Source organism: Paracoccus sp. FO-3, assembly GCF_006386455.1.
Lineage (GTDB): Bacteria > Pseudomonadota > Alphaproteobacteria > Rhodobacterales > Rhodobacteraceae > Paracoccus > Paracoccus versutus.
This window is the reverse complement of sequence record NZ_VCBQ01000019.1, coordinates 40,210-63,669: the sequence shown is the minus strand read 5'-3', so window position 1 is coordinate 63,669 and position 23,460 is coordinate 40,210. Positions and strand designations below refer to the sequence as shown.

Genomic DNA, 23,460 nt, shown 5'->3' with positions numbered 1-23,460 from the left:
GCGCTTCACTGGCACGAGGATCTTCATCAGCCTCTCCCCTTTGGTTGCGTCACCTTTTCGGAGGGTTTGTTAGCGGGCCATCGGCGGCAATGACAGGGAAAAAACGACCCTAACGCGTCGTAACATTTCCATTCCGTCATGTTGTCGCTAACGGCTGGCTCCTGGCACCCACAGGATATCCTGCGCGCCGTTTTCATTGGCGACGCGCCCCGCCACGAACAGCCAGTCCGACAGGCGGTTGAGATATTTCACGGCGGCCGGATTCGCATCCTCGGCCGCCGCCAGCGCCACGGCGGCGCGCTCGGCCCGCCGCGCCACGGTGCGCGACAGGTGCAGATGCGCCGCGAGCGCCGAGCCGCCCGGCAGGATGAAGCTGCGCAGGGCCGAAAGCCCGGCGTTCATCGCGTCGATCTCGGCCTCGAGCCGCGCGACCTGGGCGTCGATGATGCGCAGCACCGGATAGGCCGCCTCGGCATCCTCGTCCATGCGCGGGCGCGAGAGGTCCGCGCCGAGGTCGAAAAGGTCGTTCTGGATCACCGCGATGCGCGCCGCGATCTCGCCCGCGGCATGCAGTCGCACCAGGCCCAGCGTGGCATTGAGCTCGTCCACCGTGCCATAGGCCTCGACCCGCAGGGAATGCTTGGGCACGCGCTCGCCGTTCGACAGCGCCGTCTCGCCCTTGTCGCCGGTGCGGGTGTAGATCTTGTTCAGCACGACCATCAGCTGCTCCTGACCCAGAGATAAAGCAGGAAGACCGCGATGGCGATGGCCTGGGCGATGATGCGCCAGCGCATCATGCGGTTGCCGTGCTTGCGGTTGAATTCGCCGCCCTTGGCGAAGCCGCCGATGCCGGTGGCCAGGATCACCACCACGGCAAGGCAGCAGATCGCGAGCAGGTAGAAAAGCGGTTTGTCATGCATGGGCGGGCCCTTTCGGCGCGAAGCCTAGCTGCGGCGCGCGAACCAGTCCAGAGCGCGCGTGGAAAGAAGCCGCCGCCCGATGCCCGAGACATGGGTCGGCGTGGTGACGTAATAGCGCGGCCGCGGGCGCGGGCTTTCCAGCGCCTGGGCGATGCGGGCGCTGACGGCCGCGGGCGGCAGCTCGAAGCGGTCCTTCCTGGCCGCCGGCTCGTAGAGGCGCTTCAAGAGCGTGCGCCGGTATTGCTCGGCCCGCGGGCTGGACCGCCAGTCGATCCAGCGCTCGAAATGCGGGATCGAGTTCTGGCGGATCTTCGTGCCGATGGGGCCGGGCTCGATCAGGATGAAGCGCACCCCGGTATCGGCCATCTCGACGCGCAGCACGTCGGTCAGCCCCTCGAGCGCGAATTTCGTCGCCACATAGGCGCCGCGCCAGGGGATGCCGACCAGGCCCAGGACCGAGCTGATGTTGACCACCCGCCCGCCATGCGCGCGGAAATGCGGGATCAGCCGGCGGGTCAGGTCATGGGTGCCGAAGAGATTGGCCTCGAAGATCGCCCGCAACGCGCCGCGCGGCAGATCCTCGGCGGCGCCGGGGATCGCGAAGGCGGCGTTGTTGACCAGCGCGTCGATCCGCCCCAGCGCCAGCGCCGATTCGGCGCAGCGGGCGACGCTGTCCTCGCAGCCCAGTTCCAGGGGCAGGGTGTCGAAACCCTCGGCGCGGCGGGCCTCGATGTCCTCGGGCTTGCGGCAGGTGGCGATGACGCGCCAGCCGCGCCCGCGCATGTGCCGCGCCGCGTCCAGCCCGATGCCCGAGGAACAGCCGGTGATCAGAACGGTCTTCATGCGCGCCTCCTTGCCGGATGGGGTTCTGCGCCATGGCCGGGCCTTGCGCAAGCCGCGCATTTCCGGCTGGACCGGGGCGGCGCGCGGCCCTATTCAATCGGCCATGTCCGACGATCCGAATGTTCCCGATCCGACCCCGCCCGATCCCAGCGCGGATCAGACCAGCTCCGAGCCGCTGTCGCGCGCCATCGGCGAGCGTTACCTGACCTATGCGCTGTCCACCATCATGAACCGGGCGCTGCCGGATGCGCGCGACGGGCTGAAGCCGGTGCATCGCCGCATCCTTTATGCCATGCGCGAATTGCGGCTTAGCCCGACCGGCGCCTTCCGCAAGTCGGCCAAGATCAGCGGCGACGTGATGGGCAACTATCACCCGCATGGCGATGCCGCGATCTACGACGCCATGGCGCGTCTGGCCCAGCCCTTTGCCATGCGCTATCCGCTGGTCGACGGGCAGGGCAACTTCGGCAATATCGACGGCGACAACCCCGCCGCCAGCCGCTATACCGAGGCCCGGCTGACCGCGGCCGCCGAGGCGCTGATGGAGGGGCTGGCCGAGAACGCGGTCGATTTCCGCCCGAACTACGACGGCACGCTGGAAGAGCCCATCGTGCTGCCCGCCGCCTTCCCGAACCTTTTGTGCAACGGCGCCTCGGGCATCGCGGTCGGCATGGCGACCAACGTGCCGCCGCACAACCTGCACGAGGTGATCGACGCCTGCCTGCATCTGATCAAGGCGCCGGATGCGCGCGACGACACCCTGGTCTCGATCGTGCCGGGACCGGATTTCCCGACCGGCGGCGTGCTGGTCGAATCGCGCGAGACCATCGCCGAGGCCTACCGGACCGGCCGCGGCAGCCTGCGGCTGCGGGCGCGCTGGTCGGTCGAGGATCTGGGCCGCGGCCAGTGGCAGGTCGTCGTCACCGAGATCCCCTACCAGGTGCAGAAATCCAAGCTGATCGAGCGGCTGGCCGAGGTGATCCAGCTGAAGAAGGTGCCGATCTTGGCCGATGTGCGCGACGAATCGGCCGAGGACATCCGCATCGTGCTGGAACCCCGCACCCGCGCCGTGGACCCCGAGCAGCTGATGGCGGCGCTGTTCCGCGTCAGCGACCTGGAAGTGCGCTTCGGGCTGAACATGAACGTGCTGATCGACGGGCGCGTGCCCAAGGTCTGCTCGCTGAAAGAGGTGCTGCGCGCCTTCCTCGACCACCGGCGCGAGGTGCTGGTGCGGCGCTCGAACCACCGGCTGGACAAGATCGCGGCCCGGCTCGAGGTGCTGGAGGGCTACATGATCGCCTTCCTGAACCTCGACCGGGTGATCGAGATCATCCGGCACGAGGACGACCCCAAGGCGGTGATGATCGCCGAGTTCAAGCTGTCCGACGTGCAGGTCGAGGCGATCCTGAACATGCGCCTGCGCGCGCTGCGCCGGCTTGAGGAAATCGAGCTGCGCGCCGAACACGAGAACCTGACCCGCGAGCGCGAGGGCCTGGCCGCCATGCTGGCCGACGAGGGCGCGCAATGGGCGAAGATTGCCGAGGAGCTGCGCGAGACGCGGGCCAAGTTCGGCAAGTCCGCCCCCGGCGGCCAGCGCCGCACCGAGATCGGCGAAGCGGGCGAGGTGGCCGAGATCGACCTGGACGCCATGATCGAGCGCGAGCCGATCACCGTGATCCTGTCGAAGATGGGCTGGATCCGCGCCATGAAGGGCCACCAGCCGCTGGACGCCGAGGTCAAGTTCAAGGATGGCGACGGCCCCTTCATGGCGATCCATGCCGAGACCACCGACAAGCTGATGGTCTTTGCCGCCAACGGCCGCTTCTATACCCTGCTGGCGAACAACCTGCCCGGCGGGCGCGGCATGGGCGAGCCCCTGCGGCTGATGATCGACCTGCCCAACGATGCCGCGGTGATCGACCTCTTTCCCTGGCGCGAGGGCGAGCGCTACCTGGTCGCCTCGAAGGCCGGGGACGGGTTCGTCGTGGCGGCCAGCGACATGCTGGCGCAGACCCGCGCCGGCAAGCAGGTGCTGAACGGCGAGGCGTTGCTCTGCCGCCGCGTGACCGGCGACCATGTCGCGGTGGTGGGGCAGAACCGCAAGCTGCTGGTGTTTCCCCTGTCCGAACTGCCGGAAATGGCCCGCGGCAAGGGCGTGCGCTTGCAGAAATACAAGGACGGCGGACTGTCGGACGCGATCTGCATCACCCTGGCCGAAGGGCTGCGCTGGCAGGAAACCGGCGGCCGGACGCGCAGCGAACCGGACCTGTCCGAATGGCTCGGCAAGCGGGCGGGCGCAGGCTATATGGCGCCGCGCGGCTTTCCGCGCGACAACAGGTTCAACTGAAAAAGGGCGGGTCTGGTCCCGCCCTTTACGCTAGCTGTTCACGCTCGGCGCGGGGGCCGGGCTTTCGGTCGGCGTGGTCGCCGCCGTTTGGTCGCTGGAGACCTTCTTGTGGCCGGGGCAATCCGCAAGCGCGGGAATGGCGGCCATCGAGAAAGCCAGCGCGAGGGCGACGGTCTTGCTGATCATCATCGGCTCCTTCGTGCGGTTCAGGCATGCCGGACAGGCCTGAGCGCAGGCCTCGACACGCTTTCAGCCTGACATGCGGGGGCGATTCGATCAATTCCGCTGCCTCAGTCTTCACGAACCTGTTTGCGGCCGGTAATCATCGGCCGCACCAGATCCTCGCGCTTCCAGTAGCGATAGAACAGGATCACCGCGACATGCAGCAGCACCAGGACCAGGATCAGGTTGGCGCCCAGGTTGTGCCAGCCTACCGCCTTGGACCGCGTGGCCCCGCTGACGTAAGAGGCCAAGGGCCCCACGTTGATATAGTCGTCGGGGTCCGAGATCAGCCCGCTGCTGACCTGCGCCGCCAGCACCGCCAGCATGGCGATCACCGACAGCGCGCCCATCGGGTTGTGCCCCGGCCAATAGCTGGGCTCGCGCAGCATCAGGCCGCGCAGATAGCCGGCGACGGCCCCCGGCCCGCGGACGAAATGCGAGAACCGCGCCGGGGCCGGGCCGACGAAGCCCCAGACCAGGCGAAAGACCAGCAGGCCCGCCACGACATAGCCGCACCAGAAATGCAGCGTCATCCTGGCCGGGCCGAACTGGCCCAGGCCCCAGGCCGCGATGACGAAAAAGGCCAGCAGCCAGTGGAATGCGCGCAGCAGCGGATCCCACAGCCGGACCTCGCGCACCGGGCCTTTCATCAGCTCTTTTCGCGATAATTGTCGTGGCAGGCCTTGCAGGCGCCGCCCAGCTTCTGCACCACCGCGCCGACATCCCCCGCGCCGCCCCGGACGGCATCCGAGGCGCCGGTCGCCGCCTCGCCCAGCCCGGCGAACTTGGTGCGGAAATCCTCGGGGTTGGACCAGATGTCGGGCTTGGCCGCGCTGTCCTGGGCCTCGGACGAGCTGCTGCCTTCGATGAACAGGCTCGGCAGGTCGTATTGCACCAGCGCCTCGATATTGGCGGCGGCGCGGCTGGCCGCGGTCTCGTCATAGGCCAGGTCGCCCTTGGCCATGCCCGAAAGCGTGCCCATGTTGATGGCCAGCATCTGGTAAAAGCCGTGGCGGGCCTCGATGGCCTGCTTGACCGGGTCGTCCTGGGCCAGGCTGGCCAGCGGAACCGCAGCAAGGGCGGCGGCAGTGAGAATCAGGCGCATGTCGTCGTTCCTTTCATGTGGCATAGGGCTGCAATCGGGTTCGCGCCGCCTCAGAGTTGCACAGCCCGTCCCGCCTGCCAACGCATCCGGCGATGCCGTTTTCGTGAAAACCCCCTGGTCCGGCGGGGTTTTCCGTTCGCGGAACCGTGGTTTTTTCACCGCCCGACGGTGCCGATGGTCAGGATTTGGGCAAAACCGCTCTCATTGCGGTTGCGCGGAGCTGCGGCGCTTGCGCCCTGCCGCGCGCCGGGTGCAGGCTGAAATGGACGGGGCATTATCCCGTTACCCCGCGCCGCACGGGGTGCTTCATGAGCGACCGCCGTCCATGCCGCGTCTCCTCCCTCCGCGCGGGCATGGGCGGCGGCTTTTTCAGCCCGCCGGGATGCGCAGCTTCAGGCAATGCCGCAGCCGCCCGCAGGGCCGGGCGTCCATGATCCAGCCATCCGGCGCCGCCAGATAGGCGCGGATCGTCGCCGCGACATCGCCGGCATCCGCGGGGCGCAGGTCGTGGAACAGATAGGCGCCGCGCCCCGGCGCCTGCAGCGCCATCAGCACCGGCCGGGCATCGCGGGCCCGCAGCGCGGCGCGGCGCAGGGCGATGTCGGGGCCAAGCGTGCGCAATGCCTCGGCCAGCGCATCGGCATCAGAGCCCGGCGGCAGGGTCAGCGTGACCGGCATCGGTCCAGCAGATAGACGTCCATGATCCAGCCATGCTCGGCCCGCGCGCGGGCGCGGGTTTCCAGGATGCGGCCCGCCACCTCGGGCAGCGGCCCGGAGATCAGGATCTGCTCGCGCATGCCCAGGAATGCGCCCCACCAGATATGCAGCCCCTGGGCATCCAGGCTTTGGAACGAGCATTCCCCGTCCAGCATGACGACCAGCCGGTCCACCGTCTCGGGCCAGCCATGGTCGCGGATCTGGCGGCCGGTGGTGATCAGCACCGGCGCCGCCACCGCGTTCAGCGGAATGGCATGGGCGGCGCAAAGCGCCTGGATCGCGGTGATGCCGGGGATCACCCGCAGGTTCAAGGGCAGGCGCCGCGCCACCCGTTCCGCGATGCGCAGCGTGCTATCGTAAAGCGAGGGGTCGCCCCAGACCAGCAGCGCCGGGCGGATGGCGCCATGGGCGCGGATCACCTGTTCCCAGCGCGCGGCGATGGCGTCGTGCCAGGCCTCGACGCCCTGGCGGTAGCCGTCCGAGACGTCGCGCGCGGGCATGTCGAAGACGGCCAGCGGCGGCGGGCTGACCAGCACCTGCCGGCAAAGCGCCTGGCGCAGCTCGGCCAGGTCGGCCTTGTCCTCGCCCTTCGAGGGGATCAGGATCAGGTCGGCATCGGCCATGGCGGCCACGCCCTCGCGCGTCAGGTGGCCGGGGCTGCCGGTGCCGATGCCGATCAGCGCAAGCTCGATCATGGCGCCTCTCCGATCAGGTGGAAGAAGGTGCCGGTGGCATGGCCGCGGCGCGAGCCGGTCTCGGGCACCGCATCGCCATTGGCGTCAGTGACGCGGGCCAGGGCTGCGTCGGGCTGGGCCAGGATGGTGGCATAGTGGAACTCGTGCCCGGCCAGCGGCTGGCGATAGAGCCCGGCCAAGGGCTCGGCCCGGCGATAGCCCAGGTGCATCCGGCGCCGCTCGTAGCTGGTCTCAAGCCCCAGCAGCCCGGCCATTTCGTGCCGGGTGCCCTGGGCATCGACCAGCCCGGCGCCCATGGCCATGTAGCCGCCGCATTCGCCATGCACCGGCCGCGTTTCGGCAAAGCGGCGCAGCCCCTGGCGAAAGCGGCCGGCCGCGGCCAACCGGCCCGCGTGCAACTCGGGATAGCCGCCGGGCAGCCAGCAGGCCCCGGCGCTGTCGTCCGGCGCCTGGTCGGCCAGCGGCGAAAACGGCAGGATCGTCGCCCCCGCCGCCCGCCAGCCGGCAATGAGATGCGGATAGACAAAGGAAAACGCATCGTCCTGTGCCAGCGCGATGCGTTCGGCCGGCGGCGACAGCGGGCGAAAGGGCTCGGCCGCGATCCCGCCCGTGGCGGCGGCGATGATGGCGTCGAGGTCCAGGTGCCGCGCCGCCGCCTCGCCCGCGGCCGCCAGCAGGGCCTCCAGCGCGGCATGTTCCTGTGCCTGCACCAGGCCCAGGTGCCGCTCGGGCAGCTCGATCCCGGCCTCGCGCGGCAGCACGCCCAGCACCGGGATGGCCAGCGCCTCCAGCGCGTGCCGCATCAAGGCTTCGTGGCGGGGCGAGGCGACGCGGTTCAGCACCACCCCCGCCAGGGCCACGTCGCGGCGCATCTCGCGGAACCCCAGCGCCACGGCGCCGGCGGATTGCGCCTGCCCCTTGCAATCCATGACCAGCACCACCGGCCAGCCGGTCAGCGCGGCGATGTCGGCGCTGGCGCCGTTGCCGCAGCCGCCCGCATGCGCCACGCCGTCGAACAGCCCCATCGAGCCCTCGGCCAGCGCGATATCCGCCCCCCCAGCCGTGCCGATCAGATGCGCGATCTGCGCCCGGCCCATGGCCCAGCTGTCGAGGTTATAGGATTCGCGCCCCGCCGCTGCGCGGTGAAAGGCGGGGTCGATATAGTCCGGCCCGCTCTTGAAGGGCTGCACCACCAGCCCGCGCGCCCGCAAGGCCGCGATCAACCCCAGCGTGACCGTGGTCTTGCCGGACCCCGAGGCGGGGGCGCTGACGACAAGGCCCTTCATTCGGGGAACCTCGGCGCGGTGCCCACGGGGCGGAAGCGGCGGTCGTAATCGCCGGCATAGAGCCGGCTTTCGTCGAAGCCCTCGGCCGCCAGCGCCGGGCCGACCAGGATCAGCGCCGTGCGCTCGCCCGCGCCGATGGCGGGGTCCAGCGTGCCCAGCGTGGCGCGGATGATGCGCTGGTCGGGCCAGCTGGCGCGGAACACCACCGCGACCGGGCAACCCTCGCCGTAATGCGGCACCAGTTCCGCCTGCACGCGGTCCAGCACATGCACCGACAGGTGGATGGCCAGCATGGCGCCGGTGGCGGCGAAATTGGCCAGGGTCTCGCCCGCGGGCATCGATGAGGCGCGGCCCGAGGTCCGGGTCAGCACCACCGATTGCGCGAGGCCGGGCAGGGTCAGTTCCGTCCCCAGCGCCGCAGCGGCGGCGGCGAACGAGGGCACGCCGGGCGTCACGTCATAGGGGATGCCAAGGTCGCGCAGCCGGCGCAATTGCTCGCCCATGGCCGACCAGACCGACAGGTCGCCCGAATGCAGCCGCGCCACGTCATGGCCCGCCCGATGCGCGGCGGCGATCTCGGCGATGATCTGGTCCAGGTCCATGGGCGCGGTGTTCACGATCCGCGCGCCGGGCGGGCAATGGCTCAGCAGCGCCTCGGGCACCAGCGAGCCGGCATAGAGGCAGACCGGGCAGGCGGCGATCAGGTCGCGGCCGCGCAGGGTGATGAGGTCGGCCGCACCGGGGCCGGCGCCGATGAAATGGACGGTCATGCGGGGTCTCCTTCTGCGACGGCGGCGGTGGCCATGCCGTCTTGCGATGTCACGCGCGGCGCGACGATGCGCGCGCCGGGGCCAAGCGCGGCCAGCGCCGCCGCCTCGGCCAGCGAGCCGGTGCCAAGCCGCGCCAGGATGCGCGGCGATTGCGTGGGGGTGGCGATGCCGGCGACCTCGACCGCCAGCAGCGGCAGGCCGGTCCGGGCGGCCAGCGCCCGCATCACCGGCGCCTGCGCCTTGGCCGGGCTGGTCGCCAGCGCATCCGCCGCGCCGGCGCGGGCCAAGGCGTCTTGCAGCGAGGCAAGGCTTGCCGCCTGCCGAAAGCCGATGCCCGCGACCCTCATGGCCAGCTCCATTGCGTGACGCTGCGCGCCGGGGTCCAGCCGCGCATCCGGCCCAGCGGCGCGGCTTCCTCCAGCGCGATGCGGGTCAGGCTGCCGCCGCGCGCGGCGTGAAGGGCGATCAGCAGCGCCTCGGTCTCCAGCGTCACCGCGTTCACCACCAGCCGGGCCGGGGGCAGGGCGTCGATCAGCGTGGCCGAAGCGCCGCCGCCGACGAAGATCGCGTCGGGCGGCGGCAGGCCGGCCAGCGCCTCGGGCGCGCTGCCGTGCAGGGCACGCATCCGGCCGACCAGCCCGAAGCCCTCGATATTCGCGGCGATATTGGCGATGCGGTCGGCGCGGGGCTCGACGGTCACGGCGCGGCCGCCGTTCAGGCACCACTCGACGCTGACCGAGCCCGAGCCGCCGCCGATGTCCCACAGCATCTCGCCCCCCCGCGGGCCAAGCGCCGCCAGCGTCATCGCCCGGACGCTGCGGCGGGTGATCTGGCCGTCATGGGCGAAACTGTCATCGGGCAGGCCGAAGCCGCGCGGCAGGCCGGCGCCCGGCGGCAGGTCCGTCCCGTCCAGCGCCACCGCCACCGGGGCGGCGCAGTCCAGCGCGAAGCCCTGGGCGCGCGCCTGCCGGATGCGTTCGCGCGGGCCGCCAAGCGCCTCCATCACCACCATGCGCGTCGCGCCCAGCCCCTGTGCCACCAGCCACTCCGCCAGGACGGCCGGGGCAGAGCCGTCGCGCAGCAGGCAGATCGCCCGCGCGCCGCGCGCCATCACCGGGCGTAGCCGGGCCAGGGGTGCGGCGTGCAGGCCAAGGCAGGCGACCTCTTCCAGCCGCCATCCCAGCCTTGCCGCGGCCAGCGAAAACGTGCCGGGCGCGGGAAAGGCCCGCCATTCGCCGGGGTCCAGAACGGCGGCGATGCTGCCGCCGGCGCCGTGCCAGAACGGATCGCCCGAGACCAGCGCCGCCACGCCTTGCCCGCGCAGGGCCAGCAGCGGGGCCAGGTCGAAGGGCACCGGCCATTCCCGGCCCCGCGGCCCCGCGATCCCCGCCAGGTCCAGGTGCCGCGGCGCGCCGAAGACGATTTCCGCCCGATCCAGCGCATCGCGGCTTGCAGGCGGCAGGCCGGCAAGGCCATCTTCCTGAATACCGATGATGGAAAGCCAGGGTTCAGGCATGACGCGCATCCTTTTGCTGGGCGGCACCACCGAGGCGGGGGCCATGGCCCGCGCGCTGGCCGAGGCCGGCCTGGATGCGGTCTATTCCTATGCCGGCCGCACCGCCAACCCGGTGGCGCAGCCCCTGCCCACGCGCATCGGCGGCTTCGGCGGGCCCGAGGGGCTGGCCGACTATCTGCGGGCCGAGCGCATCAGCCATGTCATCGACGCCACCCATCCCTTTGCCGAGGGCATGAGCCGCAATGCCGTCGCCGCCTGCTGCGCGACCGGCACGGCGCTGATCGCGCTGGAGCGGCCGCCCTGGGTGGCCGAGCCGGGCGACCGCTGGACCCGCGTCGCCGATTACGAGGCCGCCGCCCGCGCGCTGCCGGGCGACGGCTCGGCGGTGTTCCTGGCCATCGGGCGGCAGAACCTGCAGCCCTTCGTCGGGCTGAACCATGTCTGGATGCTGCGTTTCGCCGAGGTGGCGGCGCATCCCTTGCGCGACGCCACGCTGATCGTCTCGCGCGGGCCGTTCACCGTCGCGGGCGACATCGCGCTGATGCGGCGCCACGCCATCGCCCATGTCGTCGCCAAGAATGCCGGGGGCCAGGCCGCCCAGGCCAAGCTGGCTGCCGCCCGCGCGCTGGGCCTGCCGGTGGTGATGATCGACCGTCCCGTGCTGCCGCTGCGCCGCGTCGTCGCCACGCCGGCCGAGGTGATGGCCTGGCTTCATGGCACGGATCGCGGCGTATAGACCCAGGGGCCGACCCGGCGGGTGGCGCTGTTGCCCAGGATGACGACGGTGCGCATGTCGGCCATCTCGGGGCGGGCCTCGGCCAGGGTGACGGTGCGGATTGCCTCGTCCGGGGTCGAGACGGCGCGGGCGAAGCAGATCAGCCGGTCCGGCCCGCAAGCCTCGCGCAGGATCTCCAGCACGCGGGCGAACCCCTCGGGCCGGGCCTTGGAGCGTGGGTTGTAGAAGGCCATGGCGAAATCCGCCTCGGCCGCCAGGCGCAGGCGCTTTTCGATCAGCGCCCAGGGCTTGAGGTTGTCCGACAGGTTGATGGCGCAGAAGTCATGGCCCAGCGGCGCGCCGATCCGGGCGCTTGCCGCCAGCATGGCGGTGATGCCGGGCAGGATGCGGATCTCGGGGGCGTCCTTGCGCCCCTCCAGCGCCTCGAACAGCGCCGAGGCCATGGCAAAGACCCCCGGATCGCCCGAGGAGACCACCGCGACCCGCTTGCCCTCCGCCGCCAGGTCCAGCGCGAAGCGGGCGCGCTCCAGCTCGACCCGGTTGTCCGAAGGGTGCAGCGCCAGACCCGCGCGCGGGGCGACGCGGGCGACATAGGGGATATAGCCCACGATGTCGGTGGCCTGGGCCAGCGCCGCCCGGACCTCGGGCGTGACGAGATCGTCCGCGCCCGGCCCCAGGCCCGCCACCGCGACCCAGCCGCTCATTCCGCAGCATCCGCCAGAGGGCGGCGGCCGTTGCCATGCACCAGCACGGTGGCGAAATAGGGGCAGGCGTCCAGGTCGGCCTGCGCCAGCGGCGTCACGCGCTGGTTGGGCATGGTGCCGCGCTCGACCAGCCAGGCATCGGCCATGCGGCCGGCCGCGGCCAGCGCGCGGGCGATCTTGGGCAGGTTGCGGCCGGTCTTCATCACCACCACCGCATCGGCGGCGCGCATGTGGCGGGCCAGTTCCGCCTCGGGCAGGGTGCCCATCAGCACCGTCATCGCATCGTCGCCCCAGGTCATCGGCTGGCCGATGGCGTTCCAGCAGCCGGTCATGCCGGGGATGCCGGGGATGATCTCGACCGTGACGATGCCTTGCAGCCGGGCGTGCAGATGCATGAACGAGCCGTAGAACAGCGGGTCGCCCTCGCACAGCACCACCACGTCGCTGTCGGCGGCCAGGGCGGCCAGCCGCACGGTCCAGTCGTCGTAGAAACCCGAAAGCAGCCGGTTGTATTCCGGGCTGTCGAAGGGGATCTCGGTCGTGACCGGATATTCCATCGCATGTTCGACCACGTCCGGGGCCAGCATCTGTGCGACGATGCGGCGGGCCTGGCCGGCACGGCCCTTCTTGCGGAAATAGGCGATCTGCCGCGCGCCGCGGATGGCGCGGTCGGCGCGGACCGAGATCAGGTCGGGATCGCCGGGGCCGAGGCCGGCGCAGATGATCTTTCCGGTTCGGGGGCCCATGGCTATTCCTTTCGGCTGGCGAGCGCGTTGACGGCGGCGACGGTGATGGCCGAGCCGCCCAGCCGCCCGCGCACGATCAGCGCCGGCGCCGGCAGGTCGTCCATCAGCGCGGCCTTGGATTCCGTCGCGCCGACGAAGCCCACCGGGCAGCCGATGATCGCGGCCGGGCGCGGGCAGGCCGGATCGCGGAGCATGTTGAGCAGGTGGAACAGCGCCGTCGGCGCATTGCCGATGGCGACCACGGCGCCATCCAGGTCGTCGCGCCACAGCTCCAGCGCCGCGGCGCTGCGGGTGTTGCCCATCCGGGCGGCGAGGTCCGGCACGCGCGGGTCTTGCAGCGTGCAGATGACCCGGTTTTCGGCGGGCAGGCGGGCGCGGGTGATGCCCTCGCTGACCATGCGCGCGTCGCAGAGGATCGGCGCGCCGCCTTCCAGCGCCTGGCGCGCCGCCGCGGCCATGCCGGGCGAGAATGCCACGTCGCGCTCCAGCCCCACCAGCCCGGCGGCATGGATCATGCGCACGACGACGGGCTCCTCTTCGGCGGTGAAGCGGGCGAGGTCGGCCTCGGCCCGGATGGTGGCGAAGGACTGCGCGTAGATCCGGGCGCCGTCGGTTTCGTATTGGTGCAGCATCGGGGTTCCCTGGGATTTTCGCGGCTATCTCATGCAAGCGGGCATTGGGCAAGGTCAGAGCGGGATGCGATGCGGCGCAAGCCCGCCCTGCGCGGCGGGATCGCGGGTGCCGCCGTCCCGGATCAGGTCGAAGCGGTCGGGCGCGGTGGCGACCAGCGTGACCGAGGCCGCGCCCCGATGCGCGCAGCCCTTGGCGCAGCCGCTGACATGCAGGCTTTGGCCGGGGGCAAGGCGCGGGGCGAGGCTGCGGGCCAGGGCGCGGACATCGGCCAAAGCCTGCGGGCAGCCGGGCGCGCCGGTGCAGGCATGGATGCGCAGGAGCGGGTCGTGGGGGTCGAGGATCGCGCCCTTGATCCGCGGGCGGGCCGCGCCTTCGATCAGCAGCGCGCGCCAGGGGGTCAGGCGCAAGGGGCCGATCGCGGCGGCGGCGGCCAGCTGCGCCGGCGTGATCTGGCCGAAGGCGAAGCCCAGCAGCCAGCCGTTCGGTGCCGGGCCGGGGTCGGGCGGATGGGCGCCGGCGGTTCCGGTGGCGCTGTCGCATGGGTATTTGGGCAACAGAGAAGACGGCAGCGGGGTCGCGCCATGGGGCGGGGCGGGGGCGCGGCGCAGGTGGTCGCGCATCCGCCCGCGGCCGTCCTGCACGCCGCCTTGCATGAACCAATGCGCCAGGGCGATGGCGCGGGTGGCGGCCTGGGCGGTGTTATCGGCCTTGAGCGCCCAGTCGGCGCCGTCCGGCAGGATCAGCCAGCCTGGGCCCTGCGGGCGCAGCCTGATGTCCGCGGGCGTGTCGGCCAGCACCGGCGGGTCGGCATCGACGGCAAAGCCGAACTTGCCGGGCACCTGCGGCGCATCGGGCGCGGTCATCGCCTGGGCGATGGCCTCGGCCAGTTGCCAGGCTGGGCCGCCCATCGGGGCGAAGGGCGACAGGATCACGTTGCGCCGTGCCTCGGATTCCGGGTCGTCATCGATCAGGCCGATGCCGGCCAGGGCGGCGACGGTCGCGGCATGGCCGGAAGGGTCCAGCCCGCGCAGTTGCAGGTTGGCGCGGCTGGTCAGGTCCATCAGCCCGTTGCCGTGCCGCGCCGAGAGTGCCGCGATCAGCCGTGCCTGGTCCGGTTCCAGCCGGCCGTTCCGCGCCCGGATGCGCAGCACCAGCCCGTCGCCCGATTGCATCGGCCGCAGCGCACCGGGGCACCAGCCCTTGACGGCGAAGCTCATGGCGCCAGCTCCGCCAGGACCGAGTTGCGGCGGCTGACCCAGAGGCCCGATTCGAGCAGCCGCGCGAAAAGCGCGCGCATGGCGGCGAGCGCGGCGGGGTTTTCGCGTTCCATGAAGGCCAGGACCTCGGGCCGGCCCAGCGTGGCGTCGTGATAGAGGTCGAAGAGATGGCCGGGCACCACGCCGGCCAGGTTGGCGAAGGCGGCCATGTGGTCCAGCGTCGCCGCGATCTCGGCCGCGCCGCGAAAGCCGTGCCGCATCATGCCGTCGGCCCAGGCCGGATTGGCGGCGCGGGCGCGGGTGACGCGGGCGATTTCCTCGGCCAGGGTCCGGGCCCGCGGCTGGTCCGGGCGGGTGGCGTCGAGGTGGTAGAGCGCCGGCCGCGCGGCGCCGATCCGCGCCATGGCGGCGGCGAAGCCCGCCTCATGCGCGGCATGGTCGCCGGCCAGCAGCAGGTCGGATTCCGGCAGGTCCTGCGCATGGACGAAGGCATCGGCCTGGGCCAAGCGGTCGCGGATCGCCTGCGGCTGGTGGGTGATCCGGCCATCGGCGGCGATGGCATGGGAGGAGGCGGCCAGCCACGCCTCGCCCGCCGCCTGCCGCGCCTGGTCGGTGAAGCTCTCGGCCAGGTCGGCGATGCCGAGGCCGTAAAGGCCGGGCCTGGGGCCGAAGACGCGGGGGGCGCGGTTGCGATAAGGGTTGTCGGCTGGGGTTTCGTCGCGGGCCGCCAGCGCCTCGGCCCCGGTCTCGAAAAGCTGGGCGAGGCCGGGGAAGATGTCGCGAAACAGGCCCGAGACCCGCAGCGTCACGTCGATCCGCGGCCGGCCAAGCTCGGCCAGGGGCAGGATCTCGATGCCCGCGACCCGGCCCGAGGCGCCGTCCCAGCGCGGGCTGAGGCCGGCGAGATGCAGCGCCATGGCAAATTCCTCGCCCGCCGTGCGCATGGTGGCGCTGCCCCAGAGGTCCACGACCAGGCCGCGGGGCCAGTCGCCCTGGTCCTGCAGGTGGCGGCGCAGCAGTTCCTCGGCCAGTTTCACCCCCTGGGCATGGGCATTGCGCGAGGGCACGGCGCGGGGATCGACGGTGAAAAGGTTGCGCCCGGTCGGCAGCACGTCCTGCCGCCCCCGCGCCGGCGAGCCCGAGGGGCCGGGGGCGACCCGCTGGCCGGCCAGCGCGCGCGCCAGCCCTTCGGCTTCGCCCGGAGCGGTGCCATAGACATGCAGCCCGTCGCCGAAGCGGCTGTCCTTGAGATCGCAGAGGAAGCGGTCGATCAGCGGGATCGCCTCGGCCGCCGCGGCGTCGGGGGGCAGGCCCAGGTCGGTTTCCACCCCGGCGGCGCGGGCCTCGTCGCGGATGGCCAGGATCAGCCGGTCGCGGCGGCGCGGGTCCAGCCCGTCGGCGGTGGAATATTCGTCGAGCAGCCGTTCCAGATGCGCGAGGTTCTCGGGCACCGCGGAATCCGCCAGCGGCGGCGGCAGGTGGCCCAGCGTCACGGCGGAAAGCCGGCGCTTGGCCTGCGCGGCCTCGCCCGGATCGTTGACGATGAAGGGATAGATCACCGGCATGTCGGCCAGCAGCGCCTCGGGCCAGCATTCGCCCGACAGGGCAACCGACTTGCCGGGCAGCCATTCCAGCGTGCCATGCGCGCCCATGTGGATCAGCACGTCCGCCTGCGCGCGCAGCCACAGGTAGAAGGCGACATATTCATGGCGCGGGGTGCGCGTCAGGTCGTGGTAGTCGTCGGCGCGGGTCTTTGCCTCGCCGCGTTCGGGTTGCAGGGCGATCAGGTCGGCGCCGTGGCGGAGGGCGGCGAAACGGAAGCCGTCGGGGGGCTCGCCCCATGCGGCGGCGAGGTCGTCGCGCAGGCGTTGCGGCAGGCGGGCCAGCGCTTGCTGGTAGTCCGAGAGCGGCCAGTGGATGCGCTCGGCGGTCAGCCGCCGGCCCAGGTCGTCATGGGGAAGCCCAAGGATCGCGCTGCAGGAGGCCAGCGCGTCCAGTCCGACCGCATGGGCCAGCTGATGCGCCTTGCCGGGATAGGTGGACAGCACCACCGCGCGGCGTGTCGCCTGCCGCAGCCGGTGCCAGGCGGTGATCCGCGCCACCGCCGCGTCGATGCGGTCCGGGTCGGGGGCATGGATCACGCGGGCGAATTGCAGGTCGGGGTCGCGCTCTTGCGGTTCCTTGAAGCTGATCGCGCCCAGGAATATGCGGCCGTCCACCTCGGGCAGCACGACATGCATCGCCAGGTCGGCGGCGGAAAGCCCGCGGTCCTCGGCCGCCCAGAGGGCGCGGGGCGCGGTGGACAGCGCCACCTGGAAGACCGGGCAATCCGTGCCGTCGAAGGGCGTGGCGCCGGCATCGTCGCGGGCGGAAAAGGCGGTCAGGTTCACCACCGCGACAAGGCCGGGCAGGTGCGGCGCCAGCCAGTCGGCAAAGCCCGGCGCCTTCAGCGAGGGCGCAAAGACCCCGGTCGCGGCAAAGCCGGCCGTGCGCAGGGCGCGGATCATCGCATCCACCGGCGCCAGGTCGGCCGCGGTCAGGTAGCTGCGATAGAAGCTGACCAGCACGCCGGGTGCGGGGTCGGGCCGGGGGCGGTCGATGACGCCGCGGTCGGGATCGTAGAAGCCGAAGTCAGGGATCGCGGCCTGCCCCTGGACCGGGGCGGCGGGCAGGCCGGCGGCCCCGGCCAGTTCCGCCAGCGCCATCTGCGCCGCGACCGCGCCGCCCTGGTCGCAAAGCGCCGCCAGCCGATGCAGCAGCGGCAGCGGCAGGGTGGAAAACCGCTCCAGCGTTGGGTCGGGACGCCCGTCCGCCGGCAGGAAGGCCAGGGCGATCCCGCGGCGGCGGGCCAGATCCTGAAGGCTGGCGACGCCGTAATGCCAATAGGGCTCGCCGCCGATCAGCCGGACCAGCACGGCGCGGGCGCCGGAAAGCGTTGCCTCGCAATACTGATCGACCGAGACCGGGTGCCGCAGCGCCGAGAGGTTGCACAGCCGCAGCGAAGGCAGCCGCCCGGCAGCGCGATGCCAGCCCGCCGCGAAAGCGCCGAGGTCGCTGTCGGAATAGGACAGCACGACCAGGTCGGCGGGGCCTTGGCCGGGGTCGGTCGGAACCTCGGTCTCTTCCAGCCCACGGCTTTCGCGGAAGACGACATGCATCGTCAGGCAGCCAGGACCGCCCGGATCGCGGCCTCGTCGATGTCGTCATGCTCGGCGATCACCACCAGGCGCGAGGCGCGGGGGGCGTCGCCCCAGGGCCGGTCGTATTGGTGCCGCACCCGCTCGCCCACCGCCTGCACCAGCAGGCGCATGGGCTTGCCGGCGACGGCGACATGGCCCTTGACCCGCAGGATGTTCTGTTCGCGGGCCAGCCGCTCGATGCGGGCGGCAAGCTCGCCGGGGTCGGCGATCTCGGCCAGCTCGATCACCACCGAGTCGAAATCGTCGTGTTCGTGGTCGTCGGCGCCGTCGTGGTGGCTGGGGCGGGCGGCGAGGTCGTCCTCGGCCGCGGCACCCAGGCCCAGGATCACGCGCGGGTCGATCACCCCGTCGGTCAGCGGCAGGATCGGCAGCTTGCGCGGCGCCTCGGCCTCGATCACGGCGCGGGCGGCGGCCAGCCCCTGCTCGCCGGCCAGGTCGGCCTTGGACAGCAGCACGATGTCGGCGCAGGCGATCTGGTCCTCGAACACCTCGGAGAGGGGCGTCTCGTGGTCGAGGCTGTCGTCGGCGGCGCGCTGCGCCTCGACCGCGGCCTCGTCGGGGGCGAAGCGGCCGGCCGCCACCGCCTCGGCATCGGCGAGCGCGATCACCCCGTCCACGGTGATGCGCGAGCGGATCGCCGGCCAGTCGAAGGCTTTCAGCAAGGGCTTGGGCAGGGCTAGGCCCGAGGTCTCGATCAGGATGTGGTCGGGCTTGACCGGCATCGCCATCAGCCGTTCCAGCGTCGGAATGAAGTCGTCGGCGACGGTGCAGCAGATGCAGCCGTTCGACAGCTCCATGATGTTCTCGGCCGGGCAATTCTCGTCGGCGCAGGACTTCAGGATCTCGCCGTCGACGCCCATGGTGCCGAATTCGTTGACCAGCACCGCCAGCCGCTTGCCCTGCGGCTGCGACATCAGGTGGCGGATCAGCGTGGTCTTGCCGGCGCCCAGAAAGCCGGTGATGACGGTGACGGGGGTCTTGGTCAGGTCGCTCATCTTCTATCCAATCGGGGGAATGCGCGCGAGGCTGCGCTTGCGGAAAATCGTGACGCGCTCGCGCCAGGGCACGATGCCGTCGGGGGCCTGGGCATAGGCGGCGGCGCCCAGCAGGATCTCGGTCGCGTCCTCGGCCGACATGCGGCCGTAGACATAGGTCCAGCGGCCCGGCGCCGACAGCGCGATGGCGGCGCCGTTGGCGCAGGCGGACAGGCATTCGACGGGGACGATGCGCACGCCGTCGGGGGCGCCTTCGGCCGCCAGCGCGTCATGCAGCCGCGCGCCGGGCACGGGCTCGCCCTCGGGGACGGGCTGGCCGGCGCGGCAGGTGATGCAGACATGCAGCGTGACGGTCATGCGCCCTTCATCCCTCAAGGCGGCACGAGGCAGGGGACCAGCGCCCAAGCCCCAGCGGGAACACCCCGTCCGCCGGTCAATCCTTCGCGCGCTGGCAGGTCTCCCGGCTTGCGGATTCGGGCCTGGGCCCACGGCCGCCCCGCCTTCCCGGCGTCTCGCCAGTGGCCTCGGGGCGACCTTTCCGGTCACGGTCGCGGGGGCGGCTGCTTCCAGGCGGTTGCCTGTCGCATTCCCTCTTCGCCTGTCGTAGGACAGGAACCAGCGCCTCTCGTCTGTGCGCGCCCGGTCCCGACTTGTCAAGCGAAGGAGTGCCCGATGCAGACCGACGACAATACCCGCCACGCCGAGAAGATGGCCCGGATCAAGGCCGCCCGCGACCGGATGATGGCCGAGAAGCAGGGCGAGAAGGGCCTGGTCATCGTCCATACCGGCAAGGGCAAGGGCAAGTCGTCCTCGGGCTTCGGCATGATCCTGCGCTGCATCGCCCATGGCATGCCCTGCGCGGTGGTGCAGTTCATCAAGGGCGCCTGGGACACCGGCGAGCGGCGGTTGCTGACCACGCATTTCGGCGACCTGTGCCAGTTCCACGCCATGGGCGAGGGCTTCACCTGGGAAACCCAGGACCGCGAGCGCGACATCGCCGCCGCCCGCGCCGGCTGGGAAAAGGCCAAGGAACTGATCCGCGATCCGCAGATCCGCATGGTCCTGCTGGACGAGATCAACATCGCGCTGCGCTATGACTACCTGGACCTGGACGAGGTGCTGGATTTCCTGCGCAGCGAAAAACCGCCGATGACGCATGTGGTCCTGACCGGGCGCAACGCCAAGCCGGAACTGATCGAGCTTGCCGATCTTGTGTCCGAGATGGAGCAGGTCAAGCATCCCTTCCGCGATGGCATCAAGGCGCAACCGGGGGTGGAGTTCTAGCCTGTTTCCTGTCATCTGCCGCTTGTGCAGGATCAGTGAATTCGAAAGGATGTTCGGACATGTTTGCGAGACAAGGCCTTGTGGCGCTGCTGGCGATCTGCCCCGTCTCGGCGGCCTGGGCCGTGCCTGCCACCGAAGAGGGGGCCGCGCGGCTGCGCGGCGTTTTCCAGACCTATTTCGGCGGCGCCGAGGGCGTGGTCGCCGTCACCCCCCAGGGCGAAAGCTATGAGCTGCGGATCGACCCGGCGCCGCTTCTGGCGCAGGTTCCGGCCGAGCAGGCCCAGGTCAGCGTCTCGGCCCTGACCTATCGGCTGACCGACAATGGCGACGGCAGCTGGGGCGTCAGCGAGGACCAGGTGCTGAGCTGGTCGGTGGTGGTGCCGCGCCTGTTCGAGCAGAAGGGCACGACCAGGGTCGAATCCACCGGCATCTGGGACGAGGGGCTGATGAGTTTCCGCGAACAGACGGCGGTGATGACGGATTACGTCATCGAGTCGGTGCAATATGCGCCCCCGCCGCCGCCCGGCGCCGAAGCCGCGCCCGAACAGCCCCCGGCCGAGCCCGAGATCATCTCGCGCGATCACCAGCGCACGGCGCGGATGGAGATGTCGCTGACCGGCGGGCCCGGCAAGGCCGGCGGCGTCGACCAGGCCATGAACTTCACCGCCGAGGGGCTGGAGCTGTCGCAGGAGATCCTGATGGCTCCGGGCGGCCAGCCGATGACCTTCCAGATCACCGCGCCCGGCTACGAGGGCAGCGGCCAGATCACCGGCGCGCGCACCGAAGGCATGCTGTCCCTGCTCGCCTGGTTCGTCGCCCATCCGTCCGAGGAGCGGATCGAGGGCTCGCAGGACGGGCTGCGCGACAAGCTGGCCGCCGCCATGCCGCTGTGGGACGACCTGTCGATGGACGCGGTCCTGCATGATCTGAAGATCGGCTCTCCGCTGGGCGAATTCGGCCTTGCCTCGACCAAGGTGACGGTCGGCCTGTCCGGCGCCACAGCCGACGGCCGGCTGCACGAACGGGTGGCGCTGTCGGGCGTGACCGTGCCCGAGGGCGTGCTGCCGCCCTGGGTCGAGCCGATCCTGCCGCAAGAGGTGACGCTGGATTTCACCGCCTCGGGCTTCGACCTGGCGGCGCCGGCGAAGATGCTGATCGAGGGCTTCGACCTGACCGCCGAGGAACCCTTCGCGCGGCTGGTGCCCGAACAGCTGCAGGTGGCGCTGCTGCCCGGCGGCACGGCCGACCTGAAGCTTGCGCCGTCGCAGATCAAGGGCGACGGCTACCAGATCGACTATCGCGCGGACATCGCGGCCGGTCCGGGCGCGGCGCCCACCGGCGCGGCGCTGATCTCGGCCACGGGGCTCGACAAGGTCGAGGCGGCGCTGGCCGCGGCCCCGCCCGAAGAGGCCGCCCAGCCGCTGATGATGCTGCGCATGGCCCGCGCCATGGCCAAGCCCGGCGCGAGCGGCGAGAATGTCTGGGACATCCAGATGCCCGAGGGCGGCGGCCCCTTTACCGTCAACGGCCAGCCCATGGGCCCGGCCACCTCGCAGCCCTGAACCAAGCGGCCCCGCCCGATGCGGCGGGGCCTTTCAGCGCCGCTGCCAGCCGGGGGCGGTGTTTTCCTGCCAGCCGGTGCGGTGCAGCAGCGGCGTGTCGTCGGTGAACTCGGGCCAGCCGAGGCAGAGCAGCGCCGAGAACTCCCAGCTTTCGGGCACCGCCAGCAGCGGGCCGATCCGCGCGGGGTCGAGGATCGAGACCATGCCCAGGCCCAGGTTGCGCACCCGTGCCGCGAGCCACAGCGCATGGATCGCCATCGCCGTCGATTGCCGCAGGGTCTGCGGCATGGTGGCGCGGCCAAGGCCGTGGCCCTCGGACGGGTCGATCTCGGTAAAGACGGCCAGCCAGACCGGCGCGCGGTCCAGCCCGGCGAGCTTCAGCGCATCGTATTCCTGCCGCTGCCGGCCCTGGTAGCGGGCGGCGGCCCGGGCATTGCAGCGCAGGAAATCGGCGCGGATCGCGGCGCGCAGATCGGGGCTTTCGACCCGGATCACCCGCCAGGGCCGGGCATTGCCGACCGAGGGCGCCAGTTCCATCGCCGCGCGCAATTCCTCCAGCAGCGGCTCGGGGATCGGGTCGTCGCGGAAATGCCGCACGTCGCGGCGCCAGCGCAGGATGCGGTCCAGCGCGGCCTGGTCCTCGGGGCCGAACCGCATCATCAGGGCGTGGCGCAAATGGCGCTGTCGGGCAGGCCCTCGGCCCCGGCGCGGATGCCGACCGGGCGGTCGGGCACGGTCAGTTCCACGGCGAGCGGCCGGCCCGCCACGGTCAGCGGGCGGTGGTCGTTCGAGTTCAGCTCGACCCGCAGCCGGTCGCCGGCGGCGAGCATGTCGAGGTGATGGGCCGGGCCGTAGAGCCGGGCGATCTTGGCGCCGTTCAGGTAAAGATGCGCATGGCCCTCGCCGCGGCGATCGGCCAGCCCGGCATGTTCGGGGGCGAAGCAGAAGCCCTCGGCCTCGACGAACAGGTTCCAGCCGGCGGTGCTGTCGGGCTCCAGCCGGGCCGAGGCGGTGGCGCTGCCCGCGGGCAGGTCGATGGGCGCGCCGTGGTCATGCGCCGCGGCCTGGGTGCCGTGGCCATGCGCGCCGTGGTCGTGGCCGTCCAGCGTGATGCCGTTGGCGGCGGCGATGACGAAGCCCATGCCGCCGCCGAAGATCAGGCCGATCAGCAGCATCGGGATCGAACGATCCATGTCTTTTCCCCGCTTTCATGAAAGGGCCGGGCGCGACAGGCACGCCCGGCCGAAACGGTTGCGGCCCGGATCAGGCGGCTTGCGGCACCGGCGCGCGCTGGCTTTCGCGCTGCCAGAACCAGCCGGCCAGCAGGCCGAGCAGCGCCCAGGCCATGGCGCCGGCACCCAGGGCGCGCCCGGCGAATTCCGCCGAAAGCTCGGGCGGGACCGGGCCGGCATAGCTGTCGGGCTGCGGCGCGCCGATCACATGCGGCGCCAGGATCAGCACGATGGCCACGCCCCAGGCCGCCCAGCCCTTGCCAAAGGCGACCAGCCACAGCGCCAGCCCGGTGGCGGCGGCGGTGCCCAGCCACCAGATCGCGCGCAGCTGCACATCGGCGGCGGCGACGCCCGGCACTTCCGGCGCCAGGCCGAAGGCGGGGGCAAGCTGCATGGTCAGGTAGCCGGCCAGGCCCCAAAGCAGCCCCTGCCGCGCCGTGACCGCGTTGCCCTGCGCCTCGGACAGCGCCATCAGCGCCACCAGCATCAGCCCGTAGCCGGCATAGACCATCATGGTGAACAGGACCGAAAGCATGTTGCGGGTCCATTCGAAGGGCCCCAAGTCCTGGTGTGCGCTGACGGCCTCGGCACCGAAATGGGCCAGTTGGCCGGATTCATACAGTTCGGCATGCAGCAGCACGGGCTGCACGAACCAAAGCTGCAACAGGGCGGCAATCAGCCCCGTTGCAGCGCCAGCGATCAACCCGCTGGTCAGAATGCGCGAGAACAT

The 23,460-nt window shown here is 71.5% G+C and carries 26 protein-coding genes and 1 riboswitch; of the genes, 4 read left to right on the top strand and 22 right to left on the bottom strand.

Annotation, left to right across the window (positions count from 1 at the left end):
- Positions 1-147: 147 nt before the first annotated feature.
- Genes FE811_RS07670 through FE811_RS07660 form a run of 3 tightly spaced genes read right to left on the bottom strand, consistent with a single transcriptional unit; the run spans position 148 to position 1,763 of the window.
- Positions 148-720: a cob(I)yrinic acid a,c-diamide adenosyltransferase gene (locus tag FE811_RS07670; protein WP_116223099.1), complete on the bottom strand. Its 573-nt coding sequence runs from the start codon at positions 718-720 to the stop codon at positions 148-150.
- Positions 720-920 carry a twin transmembrane helix small protein gene (locus tag FE811_RS07665; protein WP_036752134.1) on the bottom strand — a complete coding sequence of 67 codons (201 nt, stop codon included), beginning with the start codon at positions 918-920 and terminating at the stop codon, positions 720-722. The genes FE811_RS07670 and FE811_RS07665 overlap by 1 nt, the downstream gene beginning before the upstream one ends.
- 24 nt (positions 921-944) lie before the next feature.
- Positions 945-1,763: an SDR family NAD(P)-dependent oxidoreductase gene (locus tag FE811_RS07660; RefSeq protein WP_114534993.1), complete on the bottom strand. Its 819-nt coding sequence runs from the start codon at positions 1,761-1,763 to the stop codon at positions 945-947.
- Positions 1,764-1,866: 103 nt separating this feature from the next.
- Here FE811_RS07660 and parC point away from each other — a divergent pair, with 103 nt between their 5' ends.
- Positions 1,867-4,110: a DNA topoisomerase IV subunit A gene (parC, locus tag FE811_RS07655; protein ID WP_116223288.1), complete on the top strand. Its 2,244-nt coding sequence runs from the start codon at positions 1,867-1,869 to the stop codon at positions 4,108-4,110.
- 30 nt (positions 4,111-4,140) lie between these two features.
- Here parC and FE811_RS27405 read toward each other — a convergent pair whose 3' ends face one another.
- The 9 genes from FE811_RS27405 to cbiE all read right to left on the bottom strand — a co-directional run bounded on the left by FE811_RS27405 (position 4,141) and on the right by cbiE (position 10,421).
- Positions 4,141-4,296 carry a hypothetical protein gene (locus FE811_RS27405; protein ID WP_155984334.1) on the bottom strand — a complete coding sequence of 52 codons (156 nt, stop codon included), beginning with the start codon at positions 4,294-4,296 and terminating at the stop codon, positions 4,141-4,143.
- 104 nt (positions 4,297-4,400) lie between these two features.
- The gene (locus tag FE811_RS07650; protein WP_140847004.1) at positions 4,401-4,982 is read right to left on the bottom strand and encodes a cytochrome b/b6 domain-containing protein; all 582 of its coding nucleotides are present in this window, start codon (positions 4,980-4,982) and stop codon (positions 4,401-4,403) included.
- Positions 4,982-5,437: a cytochrome c gene (locus FE811_RS07645; protein ID WP_072461125.1), complete on the bottom strand. Its 456-nt coding sequence runs from the start codon at positions 5,435-5,437 to the stop codon at positions 4,982-4,984. Before FE811_RS07645 ends, FE811_RS07650 begins: the two co-directional genes overlap by 1 nt.
- Positions 5,438-5,806: 369 nt before the next feature.
- Complete coding sequence (locus FE811_RS07640; protein ID WP_116223098.1) at positions 5,807-6,115, bottom strand: DUF1636 family protein; 309 nt, start codon at positions 6,113-6,115, stop codon at positions 5,807-5,809.
- Entirely contained in the window at positions 6,100-6,849 is a 750-nt protein-coding gene (cobF, locus tag FE811_RS07635; RefSeq protein ID WP_072461123.1) for a precorrin-6A synthase (deacetylating), read from the bottom strand. The genes FE811_RS07640 and cobF overlap by 16 nt, the downstream gene beginning before the upstream one ends.
- Positions 6,846-8,135 (bottom strand): cobyrinate a,c-diamide synthase, encoded by a 1,290-nt coding sequence (locus FE811_RS07630; RefSeq protein WP_116223097.1) that lies wholly within the window; start codon positions 8,133-8,135, stop codon positions 6,846-6,848. The genes cobF and FE811_RS07630 overlap by 4 nt, the downstream gene beginning before the upstream one ends.
- Positions 8,132-8,905 carry a precorrin-4 C(11)-methyltransferase gene (cobM, locus tag FE811_RS07625; protein WP_116223096.1) on the bottom strand — a complete coding sequence of 258 codons (774 nt, stop codon included), beginning with the start codon at positions 8,903-8,905 and terminating at the stop codon, positions 8,132-8,134. The genes FE811_RS07630 and cobM overlap by 4 nt, the downstream gene beginning before the upstream one ends.
- Entirely contained in the window at positions 8,902-9,252 is a 351-nt protein-coding gene (locus tag FE811_RS07620) for a cobalamin biosynthesis protein (protein ID WP_036752152.1), read from the bottom strand. Before FE811_RS07620 ends, cobM begins: the two co-directional genes overlap by 4 nt.
- Positions 9,249-10,421, bottom strand: coding sequence for a precorrin-6y C5,15-methyltransferase (decarboxylating) subunit CbiE (gene cbiE, locus FE811_RS07615; RefSeq protein ID WP_116223095.1), 1,173 nt, complete (start codon positions 10,419-10,421; stop codon positions 9,249-9,251). The genes FE811_RS07620 and cbiE overlap by 4 nt, the downstream gene beginning before the upstream one ends.
- Between cbiE and FE811_RS07610 the strand changes: the two genes are divergently transcribed.
- Complete coding sequence (locus FE811_RS07610) at positions 10,420-11,157, top strand: cobalt-precorrin-6A reductase (protein WP_036752106.1); 738 nt, start codon at positions 10,420-10,422, stop codon at positions 11,155-11,157. The two genes, cbiE and FE811_RS07610, sit on opposite strands and share 2 nt — an antisense overlap.
- Here FE811_RS07610 and cobJ read toward each other — a convergent pair.
- From cobJ to FE811_RS07575, 7 genes are read right to left on the bottom strand one after another with little or no spacing between them, the layout of a single operon-like run.
- Positions 11,133-11,861 (bottom strand): precorrin-3B C(17)-methyltransferase, encoded by a 729-nt coding sequence (gene cobJ / locus FE811_RS07605; protein ID WP_116223094.1) that lies wholly within the window; start codon positions 11,859-11,861, stop codon positions 11,133-11,135. The two genes, FE811_RS07610 and cobJ, sit on opposite strands and share 25 nt — an antisense overlap.
- Positions 11,858-12,607, bottom strand: a complete 750-nt coding sequence (locus tag FE811_RS07600; RefSeq protein WP_116223093.1) for a precorrin-2 C(20)-methyltransferase — start codon at positions 12,605-12,607, stop codon at positions 11,858-11,860. Before FE811_RS07600 ends, cobJ begins: the two co-directional genes overlap by 4 nt.
- A gap of 2 nt (positions 12,608-12,609) precedes the next feature.
- Entirely contained in the window at positions 12,610-13,239 is a 630-nt protein-coding gene (locus tag FE811_RS07595; RefSeq protein WP_116223092.1) for a precorrin-8X methylmutase, read from the bottom strand.
- Between the two features lie 54 nt (positions 13,240-13,293).
- On the bottom strand, positions 13,294-14,457 hold the full coding sequence (locus FE811_RS07590; RefSeq protein ID WP_116223091.1) for a precorrin-3B synthase: 1,164 nt from the start codon (positions 14,455-14,457) through the stop codon (positions 13,294-13,296).
- Positions 14,454-17,615, bottom strand: coding sequence for a cobaltochelatase subunit CobN (gene cobN / locus FE811_RS07585; RefSeq protein ID WP_116223090.1), 3,162 nt, complete (start codon positions 17,613-17,615; stop codon positions 14,454-14,456). The genes FE811_RS07590 and cobN overlap by 4 nt, the downstream gene beginning before the upstream one ends.
- A gap of 2 nt (positions 17,616-17,617) precedes the next feature.
- Positions 17,618-18,652: a cobalamin biosynthesis protein CobW gene (gene cobW / locus FE811_RS07580; RefSeq protein WP_036752088.1), complete on the bottom strand. Its 1,035-nt coding sequence runs from the start codon at positions 18,650-18,652 to the stop codon at positions 17,618-17,620.
- A 3-nt stretch (positions 18,653-18,655) separates the two neighbouring features.
- Positions 18,656-19,009, bottom strand: a complete 354-nt coding sequence (locus tag FE811_RS07575) for a DUF1636 domain-containing protein (RefSeq protein WP_036752083.1) — start codon at positions 19,007-19,009, stop codon at positions 18,656-18,658.
- Between the two features lie 75 nt (positions 19,010-19,084).
- Positions 19,085-19,287: riboswitch (cobalamin riboswitch) on the bottom strand.
- 37 nt (positions 19,288-19,324) lie between these two features.
- Here FE811_RS07575 and cobO point away from each other — a divergent pair.
- Entirely contained in the window at positions 19,325-19,936 is a 612-nt protein-coding gene (gene cobO, locus FE811_RS07570; protein WP_114535003.1) for a cob(I)yrinic acid a,c-diamide adenosyltransferase, read from the top strand.
- A gap of 59 nt (positions 19,937-19,995) precedes the next feature.
- Positions 19,996-21,498: a hypothetical protein gene (locus FE811_RS07565; protein WP_116223089.1), complete on the top strand. Its 1,503-nt coding sequence runs from the start codon at positions 19,996-19,998 to the stop codon at positions 21,496-21,498.
- A gap of 33 nt (positions 21,499-21,531) precedes the next feature.
- Here the strand turns inward: FE811_RS07565 and bluB are convergent, their stop codons facing one another.
- The 3 genes from bluB to FE811_RS07550 all read right to left on the bottom strand — a co-directional run bounded on the left by bluB (position 21,532) and on the right by FE811_RS07550 (position 23,460).
- The gene (gene bluB, locus FE811_RS07560) at positions 21,532-22,155 is read right to left on the bottom strand and encodes a 5,6-dimethylbenzimidazole synthase (protein WP_114535161.1); all 624 of its coding nucleotides are present in this window, start codon (positions 22,153-22,155) and stop codon (positions 21,532-21,534) included.
- 2 nt (positions 22,156-22,157) lie between these two features.
- A complete protein-coding gene (locus tag FE811_RS07555) occupies positions 22,158-22,691 on the bottom strand; it encodes a hypothetical protein (RefSeq protein WP_116223088.1) in 534 nt (177 codons plus the stop codon).
- Between the two features lie 70 nt (positions 22,692-22,761).
- A complete protein-coding gene (locus tag FE811_RS07550) occupies positions 22,762-23,460 on the bottom strand; it encodes a CbtA family protein (protein ID WP_036752064.1) in 699 nt (232 codons plus the stop codon).